Annotated in this window: 14 protein-coding genes; 9 read left to right on the top strand and 5 right to left on the bottom strand. The window is 63.7% G+C overall.

Features of this window, described 5'->3' with window-relative positions:
- Positions 1–62 precede the first annotated feature (62 nt).
- Positions 63–1,352, top strand: a complete 1,290-nt coding sequence (locus AC6I65_RS06740) for a DUF7405 family protein (RefSeq protein ID WP_497901163.1) — start codon at positions 63–65, stop codon at positions 1,350–1,352.
- A gap of 196 nt (positions 1,353–1,548) precedes the next feature.
- Here AC6I65_RS06740 and AC6I65_RS06735 read toward each other — a convergent pair whose 3' ends face one another.
- Positions 1,549–4,035, bottom strand: coding sequence for a cbb3-type cytochrome c oxidase subunit I (locus AC6I65_RS06735; protein WP_497901162.1), 2,487 nt, complete (start codon positions 4,033–4,035; stop codon positions 1,549–1,551).
- The gene (coxB, locus tag AC6I65_RS06730) at positions 4,035–5,030 is read right to left on the bottom strand and encodes a cytochrome c oxidase subunit II (protein ID WP_497901161.1); all 996 of its coding nucleotides are present in this window, start codon (positions 5,028–5,030) and stop codon (positions 4,035–4,037) included. Before coxB ends, AC6I65_RS06735 begins: the two co-directional genes overlap by 1 nt.
- Before the next feature lie 369 nt (positions 5,031–5,399).
- Here coxB and AC6I65_RS06725 point away from each other — a divergent pair, with 369 nt between their 5' ends.
- On the top strand, positions 5,400–5,690 hold the full coding sequence (locus tag AC6I65_RS06725) for an amphi-Trp domain-containing protein (protein ID WP_497901160.1): 291 nt from the start codon (positions 5,400–5,402) through the stop codon (positions 5,688–5,690).
- A 59-nt stretch (positions 5,691–5,749) separates the two neighbouring features.
- On the opposite strand, the gene AC6I65_RS06720 is transcribed toward AC6I65_RS06725, so the two are convergent.
- Entirely contained in the window at positions 5,750–6,160 is a 411-nt protein-coding gene (locus AC6I65_RS06720; protein ID WP_497901159.1) for a DUF7975 family protein, read from the bottom strand.
- Between the two features lie 59 nt (positions 6,161–6,219).
- Between AC6I65_RS06720 and AC6I65_RS06715 the strand changes: the two genes are divergently transcribed.
- Complete coding sequence (locus AC6I65_RS06715) at positions 6,220–6,855, top strand: adenylate kinase (RefSeq protein ID WP_497901158.1); 636 nt, start codon at positions 6,220–6,222, stop codon at positions 6,853–6,855.
- 26 nt (positions 6,856–6,881) lie between these two features.
- Here AC6I65_RS06715 and AC6I65_RS06710 read toward each other — a convergent pair whose 3' ends face one another.
- Positions 6,882–9,449, bottom strand: coding sequence for a vWA domain-containing protein (locus tag AC6I65_RS06710; RefSeq protein WP_497901157.1), 2,568 nt, complete (start codon positions 9,447–9,449; stop codon positions 6,882–6,884).
- Positions 9,450–9,787: 338 nt separating this feature from the next.
- Here AC6I65_RS06710 and AC6I65_RS06705 point away from each other — a divergent pair, with 338 nt between their 5' ends.
- The 3 genes from AC6I65_RS06705 to AC6I65_RS06695 all read left to right on the top strand — a co-directional run bounded on the left by AC6I65_RS06705 (position 9,788) and on the right by AC6I65_RS06695 (position 12,351).
- Positions 9,788–10,744 carry a DUF106 domain-containing protein gene (locus AC6I65_RS06705; protein ID WP_497901156.1) on the top strand — a complete coding sequence of 319 codons (957 nt, stop codon included), beginning with the start codon at positions 9,788–9,790 and terminating at the stop codon, positions 10,742–10,744.
- Between the two features lie 105 nt (positions 10,745–10,849).
- Complete coding sequence (gene cmk / locus AC6I65_RS06700) at positions 10,850–11,425, top strand: (d)CMP kinase (RefSeq protein ID WP_497901155.1); 576 nt, start codon at positions 10,850–10,852, stop codon at positions 11,423–11,425.
- Positions 11,425–12,351 carry an RNA-guided pseudouridylation complex pseudouridine synthase subunit Cbf5 gene (locus AC6I65_RS06695; RefSeq protein ID WP_497901154.1) on the top strand — a complete coding sequence of 309 codons (927 nt, stop codon included), beginning with the start codon at positions 11,425–11,427 and terminating at the stop codon, positions 12,349–12,351. Before cmk ends, AC6I65_RS06695 begins: the two co-directional genes overlap by 1 nt.
- A gap of 48 nt (positions 12,352–12,399) precedes the next feature.
- On the opposite strand, the gene AC6I65_RS06690 is transcribed toward AC6I65_RS06695, so the two are convergent.
- On the bottom strand, positions 12,400–12,798 hold the full coding sequence (locus AC6I65_RS06690; RefSeq protein WP_497901153.1) for a MaoC family dehydratase: 399 nt from the start codon (positions 12,796–12,798) through the stop codon (positions 12,400–12,402).
- 87 nt (positions 12,799–12,885) lie between these two features.
- Here AC6I65_RS06690 and AC6I65_RS06685 point away from each other — a divergent pair, with 87 nt between their 5' ends.
- The 3 genes from AC6I65_RS06685 to AC6I65_RS06675 all read left to right on the top strand — a co-directional run bounded on the left by AC6I65_RS06685 (position 12,886) and on the right by AC6I65_RS06675 (position 16,239).
- A complete protein-coding gene (locus AC6I65_RS06685) occupies positions 12,886–13,761 on the top strand; it encodes an alpha/beta fold hydrolase (RefSeq protein ID WP_497901152.1) in 876 nt (291 codons plus the stop codon).
- Positions 13,758–15,461: an AMP-binding protein gene (locus AC6I65_RS06680; RefSeq protein ID WP_497901151.1), complete on the top strand. Its 1,704-nt coding sequence runs from the start codon at positions 13,758–13,760 to the stop codon at positions 15,459–15,461. Before AC6I65_RS06685 ends, AC6I65_RS06680 begins: the two co-directional genes overlap by 4 nt.
- A gap of 76 nt (positions 15,462–15,537) precedes the next feature.
- Positions 15,538–16,239, top strand: a complete 702-nt coding sequence (locus AC6I65_RS06675; protein ID WP_497901150.1) for a helix-turn-helix domain-containing protein — start codon at positions 15,538–15,540, stop codon at positions 16,237–16,239.
- Positions 16,240–16,243 lie beyond the last annotated feature (4 nt).

Below are 16,243 nucleotides of genomic sequence, written 5' to 3'. Positions count from 1 at the left end.
AGCACCTGTCGGTCACGCGACCCACCACAACCCCCATTACCGCGCAGTCCCGAGAGCCGAATATGACGCGTTCGTCGCGCACCATTTCGCGCCGATCCTTCGTCCGCAGCGCCGTCGCCATCGGCGGCGCGAGCGCCCTCTCCGCCTGCCTGGATCGAGAGAGTGGGGATGCGGACGCTCCGCCTCGAGGCGTCGATGCCGGCGGCCTCGAGGACCTCCCCGAGCGCCAGCACGCCTGGACGGCCGCCCAGCGGACCGACGAGCACGGCAACCCGCTCGTCCCCGAACACCACGTCGCCCTCCACTTCTCGTACGTCGGCGACGGCCCGACCGACGAAGAGCGCGAGCAGGTCGAGACGGCGTTCGAAACCCTCGAGCGAGCGTACGCCCGGAGCAACGAGGGCTTGCTGTTCACCGTCGGCTACGGCCCCGCCTACTTCGACCGGTTCGACGAGGCCCTGCCAGAGCACGTCGACCTCCCCGAGCCGAGGGCGCTCGCACCCATCGAGACGCCCGAGTTCGACAGCTACGACGCCATGGTCCACCTCGCCAGTGACCGCGGGTCGGTCGTGTTGAGCGCCGAGGAAGCGCTCACCGGCGAACTCGAGTCGATCAACGGCGTCGACGTCGAGGCCACGCTCGAGGGCATTCTCGAGGTCGAGGAACGACGAACCGGGTTCACGGGCGCCGGATTACCCGCCGAAAACCAGGACGGCGTTCGCGGGATTCCCGGCAGCGAACCCGTGTCCGAGGACGCTCCAATGTTCATGGGCTTCAAATCCGGGTTCAAGAAGAACCAGGCCTCCGAGGACCGCGTGACGATCCAGGAGGGGCCGTTCGCCGAGGGCACCACGACGCACCTCTCTCGCATTCGCCTCTCGCTCGACCAGTGGTACGAACAGGACAGCCGAACGATCCGCGAACGAAAGATGTTCTGCCCGGCCCACGCTGAGAAGGGGAAAATCGAGGGCACGGGCGACAACCTCGGGGACTCGAGCCAGCTGGGCGAGTGCCCGGCGCACACACTCGAGGACGCCCGCGAGTACGGGACCGTGGGCCACTCTCAGAAGTCCGCCCGCGCCCGCGAGAACGACGAGCCGATCATCCTTCGCCGGGACTTCAACTCGACGGACGACGACGAGGCGAGCCTGCACTTTCTCTCCCACCAGCGTCGCATCGAGGACTTCGTGAAGACGCGCGAAGCGATGAACGGGACCGACGTCGCCGAGCAGTCGGCGATCGGCGCGCGGACGAACAATGGCATCCTCCAGTACATGACCGTTCGGCGGCGAGCGAACTACCTGGTTCCGCCGCGCCGGCACCGGGCGTTACCCACGCCGCGACCCGAGTAGGGACTCACGATCGACGACGGTAGCAAAGACCAGACGGTCCAACCTCTCGAGTCACGTCACAGAGTCTCTCGAGACGGCTTCGCTCGGGCCGACTGTGGAACGCTCCGCTCGAGAATAACTAGAGACGAAACTGAAGCGGACTCTCGAAAACAGTCTGGAACGCGAAAACAGAACAGTCGGGGCTCCCGCCCGCCGCCTACATCAGGTAGAACAGCGGGAACAGGAACACCCAGACGATGTCGACGAAGTGCCAGTAGAGCCCGAAGTACTCGACTGGCCGGTGATCCTCGAGATAGGCGTCGACCGTGGCCACGCGGTAGATCATAAAGCCGGCGACGAGCAGCCCCAGGATCACGTGCAGGGCGTGCAGGCCCGTCGTGACGTAGTAGATCGAGTACTCGAGGCTGCTGAACCAGTAGTGGTCCTCCGCGAACTTGTGGGCCCACTCCCAGCCCTTGACACCCATGAACGTCAACCCGAGCAGGACCGTCGCGCTCATCGTCGCGAGCAGCCCCTTTTTGTTCCCGCGTTCGGCCATCACCAGCGCCAGGATGACCGTGAAACTCGAGGTCAGTAGGATGTAGGTGTTGACGAGTCCGGCCATGGGGATCGAGTCGAACTCCCAGGCAGACCACCCCATGTGGATGCGCATGAACACGAACGCGCTGATGGCCGCTCCGAAGACGACCACGTCCGACGCCAGGAAGAACCAGACGCCGAGTTTCGTGTTGTTGACGCCCTCGAACGGCCAGCGCTCGGCGACGTTCATCACCGGGGCGTTGAACTGCTCAATGCCGAAGTTCCAGAGTGTGTAGCCGAGCATCCCCACGCCGAGTACGATCAGCGCCGGAGAGAGCATGCTTGGCTCCTGAGCGGAGACGTCGGCCCCGTTCGCTGCAGCGAATTCGGCGACGTACGGCGTCAACCCCGCCAGTCCGAGGAAGAAGACGGCCAGCGAGAGTCCGACGCCGAACGGCCAGATGCTGGCGTGGTCGGCGTGTTCTTCCTCGTGAGCGTGCTGGGTCGTTGCCGGCGTCGCGTGACCCTGACCCGACTCGGGGACGGCGACGGTCCCGCCGTCAGTCGCGGCGCTCGAGTCGTCGACGAACTCAAGCCGTCCGCTCGCGTAACTCGGTCGGCCGGACCAGTTCTCGAGCGGCGGCGGGGACGGAATCGCCCACTCGGCCGTGCGGGAGAACTCCCACGGGTTGTCCGGCGCGTCCGGACCGGAGACCAGGCTCTTTCCCAGGATGTAGAACATGAGCAGGAACGACGCGCCGAAGATGAACGCGCCGATCGTCGCGAGCTGGTGGTAGATCTCCAGCCCCTCACCGAAGTGGAAGACGCGTCGTGGGGTCTCCCAGGCGAGGAACATCGGGAAGTAGAGCAGGTTGAACCCGAAGAAGTAGATCGCGAAGTGGATCTTTCCGAGGGTCTCGTTGTACATCTTCCCGCTGATCTTCGGCCACCAGTAGTAGATACCGGCGACCAGCGCGGTCACGCCCGAGACCATCACGTAGTGGAAGTGAGCGACGACCCAGTAGGTGCCACGGAACTCGTAGTCGAGTACGACGGCCCCGAGGAACACCCCGGTAATGCCGCCGAGGATGAACAGCAAGAGCGCACCCAGGCTAAACAGGAACGGCGTGGTGAACCGCACCCGGCCCTTGACCATCGTGTAGATGAGCGCGAAGACCATCAGGTCGAACGGCAGCGAGATCCCGATGGTCGTGGCCATGAACAGCGTCTTGATCTCGAGGTTGATCGTCGTCAGGAACATGTGGTGCATCCAGACCAGGAAGGACTGCACCGCGACGAGGACCATCGCGATGATGACCCACTTCCGGCCCACGAGACGCCGACCACAGAAGGTCTGGAAGGTCTCGAACATGATCCCCAGTGCGGGGAAGAAGACGATGTACACCTCGGGGTGGCCGAAGAACCAGAAGACGTGGGCCCAGAGTAGACTCGAGCCCTGGTCCGTCGCGAAGTACTGGGTCAGGAAGATGCGATCGATCCCGAGCAACAGCAACGCGGCGAGCAGGGCCGCGAACGCGAACAGCATCATCCAGACGGTCAGGAGCCACGACCAGGTGAACAACGGCATGTTCCACAGGCCGAGGCCTTCCGCGCGCGAGCGGTGGATCGTCGTGAGGAAGTTGACCGTCCCCAGCGTGATCGACATCACGAACAGCATCAGCGCGAGAATCGTCGCCGTTCCGCCGGTGGTTGCCTCCACGGCGGGGGTGTACGTCGGCACGTTCAGCGGCGCGTACATCGTCCAGCCGCCCTCGAACGTCCCGCCCTGGAAGAACGAGATCATGAACATCGCACCCGAGAACAGGTAGAACCAATAGCTCAGGGCGTTCAAACGGGGGAACGCGAGGTCTTTTGCCCCGATCTGAAGCGGGACGAAGTAGTTCGCAAAGCCCGAGGCGATGGGCGAGAGGAACCAGAACACCATCAACAGTCCGTGTGCGGTCACCGCCTGGTTGTAGGAACTGTCGGAGAGGAGACCGGCACCGCCGCTCTGCCAGAGGTGGGCTCGGAACAGGAGCGCCATCAACCCTCCGAAGAGCAAGAAGAACAGGGCCGTCGCCATGTAGAGAATCCCGACGTCTTTGTGGTTCGTCGTGACCAGCCACCGCTTGACGGACGTCATCGGGGGGAAGTCATCGGACATCAGTTCTCACCTCCGCTGTCGTCGGTTTCGTTTCCATTTCCGTTTCCATTTTCATCTCCGTCACTGCTGGATTCGTCCCCGCCGTTGCCACCGTCGGACCCGCCGAGCTGGAGCGATTCTTCGGGCCCGTCGACGATTTCGAAGTCGTCCTCCGTGGTCTCGAAGGAGCCGTCGGTCGACTCGACGATCACGGTGTAGGTGTCACCCTGTTCGACGCCGATTTCGAGGGCGCCCTCGTCGTCGAAGTCCTCGCCAGTGTAGGTTCCGACCGTTTCGCCGTCGGGGTCCTGCACCGTGACCTCGACGTTTTCGGTGTCGTTTACCGTCTCACCCTCGCCGTCCTCGAGCGTCAGCGTGAGCGTGAGTTGATCCTGGACCCACTGGTCGTACGTTTCCTGGCTCGTGACGTTGAGGGTCCCCTTCATATTGGAGTGGCCGGGTCCGCAGAGTTCGAAGCACTCGATCAGGTACTCACCCTCTTCGTCGGCCTGGAACCACGTCTGGTCGATCTCGCCCGGAATTGCGTCGGCCTTCACCCGTTGTGAAGAGATGCCGAACGAGTGCCACACGTCTACTGACGTCACATCGACCCAGACTGGTGTATCCGCGGGAACGACGAGTTCGCCGTTCGATTCGACGCCGTTCTCGTAGTAGAACGACCAGCTAAAGGTCTGGCCCTCTACGTCGACCTCGAGGGCGTCCTCGCCGGGGCTCTCAGGTCCGCTTTCGACGTCGATCAGCATGCCGTACGACCAGAGCGTGAGCGAGATGACGATGAGCGCGCTCAGGAAGAACGACACGAAGAGTTTCTTCCCGCCGGCTCCGCCAGTCGGAAGTTCTCCGAGCGTCGGCAGGTCCTCGTCCGGGTGGCGCTCTCCGTCGTCACGGTATTTGTACGCATTGTACAGGACGTACGCTACGACGATGATGCCGACGATCGTCCCTAATCCCAGGAACACGAGGAAGAGCTCCTGGAAGATGTCGACACGCGTCATCTGCGTCTGGAGTGGAGTGGAGATTGTGTTCACCTCAATTATACGGGTCTCTTAGTGGGGGCTCATTGCCGCGTGCACTTATCTATTTGGAAACGCCCGACAGCGACCGTAGTCCGACGACAGCGGGACACGTTGTGGCCGCCTGCAGAGTCTCCTGGGAACCCCCATGTGCCCTTGCGTAGACCGATTGACTCGGGTACCTTCTGTCTATCGTTCTTGCGGACGGACACTGTCGCCGTAGATGATCGTTGGCGGAAACATGTTCGGGTGTGCTCGAGCAATGCCCGATTATCGGACGTCGGCCAATAGAGACGAAGGCACACCCAGTTGCTACGTGCGATTTATACCCCCAGGCACCCAAGGAAGTGTATGCCAGAAGAAGTGCTCTTTTCGTTCGAGCAATCGCTGACGAGGGACGAAATCGCCGATTACCTCCGAGCTGTCGCCGATCGCCTGGAAAGCGGTGACGACCTCGTCCTCGAGAGCGGGGGCAACTCGGTCACGATGCAACCACCGGGACGGCCGACGTTCGAGGTCAAGGCCGAGCGGGAAACCTCGCAGTCGGGCGGTCCAGCCGAGTTCAGCGTCGAGTTCGAACTCGAGTGGGAGGAAGGAGCCGACGAGAACGGAGACGGTGACGGCTCCCTGACGATTTCCTAATTCCAGGACGCTCGGAGTTGCCTCAGCACCCGATCACTCGCCCTCGAGCGCCGCGTTCGTCACACGGCGGCGATCCAGATCGTCGCATCCTCTGGACACTCGAAGACCGCACGCAAAACGTGCTCGCAGAACTGGGCGATCCGGTTGGGGTCGGCCTTCGCGCTCACGCGTACATTCGTTCCGTCGGCGTCGTCCGGCCGCGTCAAATCGTCGATTTTGAACGCCGGGTACTCAGAGAGGAGGGTTTTCAACCGCTCGAGTTCGCCGTCCGTGCAGTCGAGGCTCACGACTCCATCGGCGAACTGGATCCAGGGCACGCCCAGGTCGGGATCCGGGGCGTCCTCGCGCTCGAGGACGGCTTCGTCCACTTCGATCGTCAGGAACGGACTTGCCCGCTCGCGGTGGGCGACGATGGCGTCGACGATCAGGCGTCGCCGTTCCTGCGGGTCGGCAGCCGAAAATCGCGTCATACCCGGACGATTGTGCGCCATTCTTTAAGCCTTTATGCGCTGGGGCAGAAGGACGGGGTATGGCACAGCCACGGATTCTCATCCTCGGTGCCCCCGGGGCGGGGAAAGGGACCCAGAGCGCAAAGATCGTGGAGCACTTCGACGTCGAACACATCACCACGGGCGACGCCCTTCGGTCGAACAAGCAGATGGACATCTCCCACCTCGACCTCGAGTACGATACCCCGGCCGAGTACATGGACCAGGGCGAACTCGTTCCCGACGAGGTCGTCAACGCCATCGTCGACGAGGCGCTCTCGTCGGCCGACGGATTCATCCTCGACGGCTACCCACGCAACCTCGAGCAGGTCGAAGCACTCGAGGACATGACCGACCTGGACGTCGTTCTGGCGCTCGACGTGAGCGAGGAGGAACTCGTTCACCGGCTGACGGGCCGCCGGATGGATCCTGAGACGGGCGACATCTACCACGTGGAGTACAACCCGCCGGAGGATCCGGAGGTCGAGGAGCGACTCGAGCAGCGCGAGGACGACACCGAGGAGACGGTTCGCGAGCGGCTTCGGGTGTATCAAGAGAACACCGAGCCCGTGCTCGAGTATTATGAAAAAGAGGGGTCGCTCGAGCGCGTCGACGGCGAGCAGGCGCCCGACGAGGTGTGGGAGGGCGTGAAGGCGACGATCGAAGCGAACGCATAACGGCGGTCGACTCGAGCGGTCAGTTGCTAGTCTTCTGCAATCTCAACGTTCCAGTGATCGACGGCGATGGCGTAGTCGTTCGATCCGCCGACGGCGGAGTAGTCGGCGTGGACCTCGAATCTCGTATCGGCCTGGACGACTTCCTCCGCGATCCCATCGAAGACGTCTTCGAGGTCGTCCGCATTGTTGGCGTGTCTATACTCTCCGCCAGTCGTCTGGGCAACCTCTTTCAATAATTCTTCGTCTGCCCCATCTCCAAGCCCGATTGAGTAAATCGAAATGCCCGTATTGGCGGCGTTTTCGGCCGCCTCGAGCGTATCGTCGTCGTGTTCGGAAGGGTCATTAAAACCATCACTCAACAAGACGAGGATGCGGTCGGCATCTCGCGGGTTAGCCTCGAGTTCGTTGACGCCGGCCTCGAGTCCGGCAGCCATATTGGTGCCGCCACCGATGTTGTTTTCGACGCTGTCGTTGACTGCCTCGAGGTCAGTTGACAGGCCGTGAACTTGGTGGGAACCGCTGTTGAACTCGATTACGGCTGCTCGATCACGTCGGTGGGGTTCCAGCGCGTCTGATGCATTCAGTTCACCGATGAACGATTGCGTAGCGTCGACACGAAGGCCGTCGGGGTCGTATCCTGGATGATCGTGTCCAACCCACGCCTGGTTGGGGGACTCGACGGACCGGATCGTGTCTCCCTCCTCGACTGTCGTCCGTTCGTACCAAGAGAACTGCTCAACTCCTCCATCCGCCCGTTTGACCTTCACCGGACTCCCGACGACGATTTCGCCAGTGTGAACCGGCTCCTGCCATGATCCTCCACCGTACACCTCCCACACCGTATGCGGCCCCATCGAGCCCGATCGATCCAGGACGAACCCGACGTCGATCGGGTTCCTAGTCGTCACGTTTTCGAACTCGAGCGTCCGGTTCTCCTCTGGAATCGGGACGTCGGTACGAAGTGATCGATCGAAGTGTACCTCGAGGTCGGAACCGCCGTCGGCGTTCCCCGGTTCGCCGATCCCTTCGAACGTCCCGGTCACGATGGCGCCGTAGATGTCGGTCCCGTGTTCAACCTCGAGGGAACCCGCACCTGGCGCGTAGACGACGCCCTGGACCGTGCCTGCGACAGCGACGTCGGTTTCACTCGTCCCGTACACCCAGAGCTGTGACGCCCGGTCGTCCGGGACCGTCACGGACTCGAGATTGATTGCAGAACCGCCGGCATAGATACTGACCTGTCCCGGGCCGACAACGGTGACGTCCTCGAGAGAGACATCGCCGTCGACAGCGACGTAGACGTCGCCACTGGTCGTGTCGAATTCGATGCCTTCACGAGTGAAATCGCCATCGACGGAGTACGCTCCGGCGTCGATATCATCGTCTGTGTCCCCCTCGAGTTTCGTCTCGTTTTCGAGCAGCGTCGTCGTGCGCGTAATCTCGTCGTCGATCGGTTCGATGGAATCGAACCCGTCCGCCAACTTCGCGGTCGGAACGTCGACGCTCGCCGGTGAGCGATCCTCCCCGACGTACAACGCGGCCGGTGAGACGTCCGCCTCGGGCTGGATCTGGATGTCGCCGTTCACCACCGGAAACCCGGTAATTTCGGCCTGTTGTACCCAGAGCTTATCGACATTCGCAACGAAGAGGTCGTCAGTTACGTTACCCGAATCGGCGTACGATGCTACGCGTCCATCGTAGGAGTCGACGGTGAGAGATTCGTGGGTCCCTAACTGGACCGTCTCGTCCGACACGTAGAGGCCGCCGTAAATCGTGGGATCGACGCCGAGATAGTCGTCGATGGGCCGATCGACGTCGACCGTGGCGAGAACTGACACCGTCCCCGTCGATTCGTCGTGACAGATGACGTTCTCGTCGCCCGCGTTCTCGAGCGAGCAGTCCTCGACTGCGGCATCTTCCACGTCGGTCGCTTCGAACTCCTCGCTCAGGAAGTCGTACCAGCCGTCGTGGTAGGTCTCGTCCGTGATCTCGAGGTGGACGTACCTGACGAATCCCAGATCAGATACACAGTCGCTCGTCCCCGTTTTGCTCCGCGTCGCCGTCATCGAGTGCTCACCGACTCCGACGTCCCCCTGAAGATCCGAGACGGAGAACTCGAGGTACTGCGTCCCGCGACTGTCGGCGACGTACCGAAGGTCTGGTTTCGACTGTATCACGGTTCCGTCGTCGGTGTGTCTCCAGGTTCCTCCCGCCTGTTTGGCGAGTCGCTTCCCATCGGATTCGTACTCGAGCGTGCCGAGCGTGACGTCGTCGAGCACCGTGCACGACTGTTGGAATCGATTGGCCGCCGTCAGCGACGCTGTTCCGGAATCGGTCAGCCGGTAGGTCCCGTCCTCCCCACCGGGAATCGTGACCGCCGCCGAATCCGAACTCGAGTGCAGCAACGTCGTCAGTTCGTGGTCGAACGTGGCGAACGTCTGTTCGGTTCGCTCGTCGTCGAGATCCCCCTCAAGCGTGTCTATAGCGACCATTCCGGTCACCGCAACCAACGCGGCCCCGACGAATACCATCCCAAATAGCAAAACGATGCCAACGAGTGGGGCGTCTCCCCGGTCGGCTGTCCCACCAGCCATATATGCACCAATCATATTTCTGTATTCAAGAAAGACACATTATAAAAAACCACCAGATATTGCCGGTGGATACCCCCTCCCGAGAGTCCAGGTTCCCGAAATCGGCAGACAGGCCGTTGTCTCGACCACTGCCTTCGGATCGGATAGGACGGCTTGAAACTCCCCCGTGGGTGGATAGGAGACGTTGAAGCGGTGCAGGCGCTGCTCATCGATACATCGACAAACGTCTCATCGCCCGTGGGTCGGCAGCGCTCGAGCGAACCGAGACCTATCGTCCACGACCGCCTCGCCACCGAAGATAAACACTTGTATACCGAAGGTGACCTAGCCCAAAACAGATGACGCGCACAGCGGAGAAAATAGGCGCCCTCGTCCGCGAGGACTCGTCGTTCGAGGAGGCCCTCGAGGCGATCCGCCGGAAGGCCGACGAGAACGGCGGCGAGGTCGAGTGGGCGGACGTCCGCGACGACCTGTCGAGTGGCCAGTGGGGCCGACTCATCGAGAAGGGGATCCTCGTCGACGGCCAGGACGGGTTCGAGATCGCCGATCGGTCGGCGTTCGACGACGCCCTCGACGGCGACGGCGAGGACGGCGGCCTCTCCGAGGACCTGCCCGAGATCGACGCCGAAGAATCGAAGTGGTCGCAGTGGGACAAGATTGCGGGGGTGACCGCGCTGTTGTTCATGTTCGGCTACTGGATCACCTCCGTCAGGGACACCGTCGGCAGCGTACTCGACGTCGCCCTCGGGCCCCTGGCGACGAGCATGCCCTTTTACACCGTGATCCTCGCCATCGCGATCATGACGGGTCTGTACTCGACGCTCCTGCAGGCGAACCTGATGAACATGGAGCGGATGGGGAAGTACCAAGAGCGCATGAAGGCCATGCAGGACAAGCGCTCCGAGGTCCAGGATCGCAAGAAAGAAGCCGAGAAGCGGGGCGCGAGCGAAGCCGAGATCGAGAAACTCGACAACGAGCTCCAGCAGGTACAAGAAGAGCAGATGGAAGCGATGGCCGACAACCTCGGGATGTTCAAAGAGCAGTTCCGACCGATGGTCTGGATCATGCTCTTTACGATTCCGCTGTTCCTGTGGATGTACTACCGGATCCACGGCACCGGCCCCCAGACCATCGAGCAAACCGTGGTCATGCCGATGGTCGGCGAAGTCGAGTGGCAGGAGGGCGTCATCGGCCCCATGCGCGCGTGGATCGTCTGGTACTTCCTGTGCTCGATGGGTTTCGTCCAGCTGTTGCGCAAGGCGCTCAACATCGACATGTCCCCCGACACGAGTTGAGCGAGTCGGTTTTCACGGTTCGACACCGGTCACAGGCTCCCGGTTTGCCTCGGCCCGCCTCGAGCGATTCAAAACCCCTTTGAGGTGGCCCCGCGCACTTCGAGTATGTTGCTGACCGTCTCCGGACCGCCGGGCGGAGGAAAGACGACGAATGCGGCGTTACTGGCCGAAGAGTTCGGCCTCGAGCACGTCAGCGGTGGCGATATCTTCCGTCAACTCGCGGACGAACGCGGCTACACCCCCCTCGAGTTCAACAAACTCGCCGAGGAGAACGACGAAATCGACCGCGACCTCGACCGACGACTGCGCGAGATCGCCGTCGAGCGCGACGACGTCGTCCTCGAGTCGCGACTAGCCGGCTGGCTGGCAGCCGAACAGGCCGACCTCAAGTTCTGGCTCGACGCGCCGCTGGCGATCAGGGGAGAGCGGATCGCCGACCGCGAGGACAAATCCCCGGAACGGGCGACGGAAGAGACGCGCGCACGGGAAGCCAGCGAGGTTGGACGATACCGCAAGTACTACGGGATCGAGTTCGGCGACCTGAGCATCTACGACCTCTCGATAAGCACCGCGCGCTGGAGCCCCGAGGCCGTCGCCGACACGCTCGTGACGGCCGTCGAGGCGTACGATCCGGCCGCCGACGAGGGGAAAACGCCCGTCGACGTCGACTACGAGTTCTGATGATCCGTCGCGGTCCCCCCGAGGAACGGTCGCCAGCGGCGCTCCTTCAGTTCGGCGTCGTCAATCTCGACAAGCCGCCGGGGCCGTCCTCCCACCAGGTCAGCGGCTGGCTGCGCGACGCCGTCGCCGAGACCCTCGAAGCGGCCGACGCAGAGCCAATCGATCGGGCATCCCACGCTGGCACGCTCGACCCGAAGGTCACGGGCTGTCTGCCGATCATGCTCGGCCACGCGACCCGGCTGGCGCCGGTGTTCCTCGAGGGCCACAAGGAGTACGTGGCCGTCCTCGAGTGTCACGCCCCGGTCCCCCACGACGCCGAGTCCGTCGTCGAAGAGTTCGAGGGGCCGATCTACCAAAAGCCGCCGCGAAAGAGCGCCGTCTCGCGGCGGGTTCGCGTGCGCGAGATTTACGATCTCGAGGTGCTCGAAACGAGCGACCGGCAGGTCCTCCTGCGAATCCGTTGTGAGAGCGGCACCTACGTCCGCAAACTCTGTCACGACCTCGGTCTCGCGCTAGGGACGGGCGGGCACATGGGCCACCTTCGTCGGACGGCGACGACGCCGTTCGACGACCGAACGCTTCACTCGGCCCGGGACTTCCTCGACGCGCTCGCGTTCTGGCTCGAGGACGACGATCCCGACCCGCTCCTGGACGTGGTCGAACCGGCCGAGCGTATTCTCGCGGACGTCCCTCGAGTCACCATTGCCCCCAGTGCCGCCGAGTCGGTCGCCACCGGGGCGCCGGTGTACGCGCCCGGAGTACTCGAGGTCGACGACGGCGCCGCAGATGCCGCGAACCGAGGCGGTGGTGCCCCGCTCGTGGCCTGTTATACACCCAATGGTGCGGCAGTCTGTCTAGGTCGGCTCGTCGGCGATCACGGGGCCGACTCGGGAACCGTGGTCTCGCTCGAGCGCGTGCTCGTGTAGTCCTCAAAGCGTCTCCCTATCAAACCGCGAACGGGCTATGAACGCCAGTCACCCCTCGTGAGCGAGTGAGAGTACCGTGGCTTCGCCCGAGACGACCACGTCGTCCTCGACGCGGGCGATCGTCTCGACGCGGTAGCGATCGTCGCCCAGGTCCTCGAGCACTTCGGCCGTCGCGGTGACGGTCTGGCCGGGATAGACTGGCGCCTCGAACGAGAGGTCCTGGGAGAGGTAGACGACTTCGCCAGGGAGGGAGGCGAGGGCACTCGAAATGAGACCCGCCACGAGCATGCCGTGGGCGACGGGGCCGTCGAAGAGGCCCTCTGCGGCGTACTCGGGGTCGAGGTGAAGCGGGTTCTCGTCGCCGGTGAGATCGGCGAAGCGCTCGATGTGGTCGGTCGTGATTCGCTGGCTGACCTCGCTTCGGTCACCGGGACTGGCAGTCGACATACCTGTTCTTTCGTCGCGACCCGCGTGTAGTCGCGGGTTGATACTCGAACGTCGGTGTACTTGAGCGCGGAGGGAAACTAGGCTAGCATGACTCGAGCGACCAACGGCGACGTGGAACTCGCCTACGAGGTTGGCGGCGACCCGGACGGGGAACCCGTCGTCTTCGTCGAGGGACTCGGCTACGGCCGGTGGATGTGGCGCTGGCAGCGCGACGCACTGGCCGACGAGTATCGGACGATCCTGTGGGATAACCGGGGAACGGGCGACTCCGACGCCCCCGAGGGACCGTACACGATCGAAGAGATGGCGGACGACCTTGAGGCCGTGCTCGCGGACGCGGGCGTCGACCGCGCCCACCTGGTCGGGGCGAGCATGGGCGGGATGATCGCCCAGCGCTACGCCCTCGAGTACGACCGCGCGGTAACCCTCTCTTTGCTCTGTACCACCCCCGGCGGCCCGGAGGCAGTTCCGGTGCCCGAGGAGACGCAGGCGGCGATGTTCGCCGTTCCCGACGATGTCGACGAGCGCGAGCGGATTCGTCATCGAATGGCCCCCGCAGTTTCGGAGACGTTCTTCGAGGAAAATCCCAACGTAGTCGAGGACATTATCGACTGGCGCCTCGAGAGCGACGCGAGCGACGCGGCCAGGAAGGCCCAGGCGGCGGGCGTGGCCGAGTTCGACGCGGCGGACGAGGTGTCGGCGCTCGAGGTCCCAGTAGTGATCCTCCACGGGAGTGACGACCGGGTCGTCCCCGTCGAGAACGGCCGTCTGCTCGAGAACCTGATCCCGCAGGCCCGACTCGAGGTCTGTGACGGCGGTCATCACCTCTTCTTCGTTGAGCGGTCCGACTGGGTGAACGACCGGGTGGTCGACTTCCTCGAGGCGAACCCGATCAGGACAAGTCTCAAAACGGGAGGCAAGCTTGAAGGAGAAACCGCACTCGAAGCCGGTGATCGCGAGTGAACTGGAGCGACGACGACTACGGCTGGGTCGGCGACTGGACCGCCAGGCGGGCGTCGCTCTCGCCCGACCGGACGGCGATCGTCGACGCTACCGACGACACGCGAGCAACGTACGCGGACCTCGAATCGCGGGCGAATCGCACGGCTCGGCTGCTCGAGGATTACGACGTGTGCGAGGGATCCCGGGTCGCCCTCGTCTCTCGAAATCGCCTCGAGGTCTTCGACCTGTTCTTCGGGACTGGCAAAACCGGTGGCGTACTCGCACCGCTGTCCTACCGACTCGCACCGCCGGAACTGGCCGAACTGCTGGAACTCGTCGACCCGAACCTGCTCGTCATCGAGTCGCCGTTCGTCGAGCGCCTCGAGCACGCGATGGCTCGCTCGAGCGTGGATCCAGCGGTGCTCGAGATCGAGACCGACGAACCGGCCGGCGGGTGGGACGTCTATCGCGACAGGCTACCGACGGACGACGGCCCCGTTGAGAGCCGCGACCGAGCCCTCTCGGATCCGCACCTCCTGCTCCACACCGGCGGATCGACGGGGACGCCGAAGGAGACGACGGTCACGCACGGCTCGCTGTACTGGAACTCCACGAACACGATCACTGCGTGGGGGCTCCGGCCAGACGACGTGACGCCGATGGTGTTCCCGAACTTCCACACTGGTGGCTGGAACGTCATCACTCTGCCGCTGATGCACATGGGCGGCACGCTGGTCATCGACCGCGAGGTCGATCCCCGGCGCGTCCTCGAGCAGGTCGAAACCCACGAGGCGACGGTTCTCGTGGCCGTCCCCGCCGTGTTGCGGTCGATGGCGACCCACGACGACTGGGGGCAGACTGACCTCTCGAGCCTGCGGTTCGTCAAGAGCGGCGGTGGCCCCTGCAGAGACGCCATCGTGCAGGCATGGCGCGACCGCGGCGTCGACATGTCTCAGGGATACGGCCTCACCGAAATCGGCCCGAATAACTTCGCGATGCCCGACGAGTACGACCCCGGGAAGGTCGCGAGCGTGGGCAAACCGGTCCTCCACGCCGACGCCCGGATCGTCGACGAAAACGGACGCGAGGTCGAGACCGGAGAGATCAGCGAACTCGAGTTGCGCGGTCCGCACGGGTCGGCGGGCTACTGGCGCAACCCCGAGGCGACCAGGGAGACGTTCGGGAACGAGGCCGACCGGGACCGGTGGGTATCCACCGGCGACCTCGCCCGAGTCGACGAAGATGGATTCTACCACATCGAGGGCCGGAAGAAGAACATGTTCATCAGCGGGGGCGAGAACGTCTACCCGCCCGAGGTCGAGGACGTAATCGCCGATCACGACGCGGTAGCGGAAGCGATCGTCGTCGGCGTCCCCGACGATCAGTGGGGGACGGTCGGGAAGGCCGTTGTCGAACTGACCGACGAAGCTCGGACAAACGCGGCCACCCCCGGGGACGCGCTGGCGCTGGAGGACCTCGAGGTGTTCCTCTCGGGGAAACTCGCGCGGTTCAAGATTCCCAAGTACCTCGCGTTCGTCGACGAGATGCCGATGAGCGGCCCGTCGAAGATCGATCGGACGGCGCTCGAGGATCGATTCGGGGGCGACGAGGACGAGGGGAGGCGGAACGAGGGCGCCGAGGGCGCCGGGGATCGAAGCGAGGGAACGAGAGGCGACGAGAATCGCAACGAGACCGACGACGGAGCGGAGGTCGAACCGTGACTCGCGCTTTGTTCACCCGCTCTCCGTCCCGAAATCGACGGGTAAGGTTATGGCGTTCAACTAACAATACGTGTCAATGATCGACCTCACCCTGGACATGGAGCAGTACGACTGCCCGTTCATCGACACGACCGACGATCACGACGTGTCGTTCACCGCCGTTCAGTGGGAGTTCGACGGCCAGCGACGCGAACTCGAGACGCGGATGATGGTCGAAGGTGAGGACCGGTCGACGCTCGAGTCCGGCCTGTCGACGCTGCAGGCCCACGACAACATGTACGAGTGCACGCTCTTCAAGAAACACGAGGGGACGGCGCTCCTGCGAACCGTCATCGACGAGACGAACGCGATGCGCGTCATCCGAGACAACGGCGGCTACATCACCGGCCCGTTCCACATCGAGGACGGTAGCGAGCGCTGGGAGGTCGGCTTCGACGAGTCCCGGACGGCCGACGACGCCCTCGCCGACCTCGAGCGCAACAACGAGTTCGACGTCCTCACCGAGGACGCCCTCGACCTGCCCGACCTCTTCGACGTGCTCGACAACGCCGACGCGGCGAGTAACCTGATCGAGGGCTGTCGGTCGCTCTCGGACGTCGAGCGCCAGACGCTCACGGTCGCGGCAGAGAAGGGCTACTTCGACCAGCCCCGGGGAGCGACTCTGCAGATGCTCGCCAACGAGTTCGACGTCTCCGACACGGCCGTCTCGAAGAACGTCCGCCGCGCGGAGCGAAAGGTCCTCCGACGGGTCGTCGACGCCCTCGAGGACCTCGAGTAGCGGC

This window comes from Natronosalvus sp. KLKA75 (genome assembly GCF_059736265.1).
This window is presented reverse-complemented; position numbering and strand designations above follow the sequence as displayed.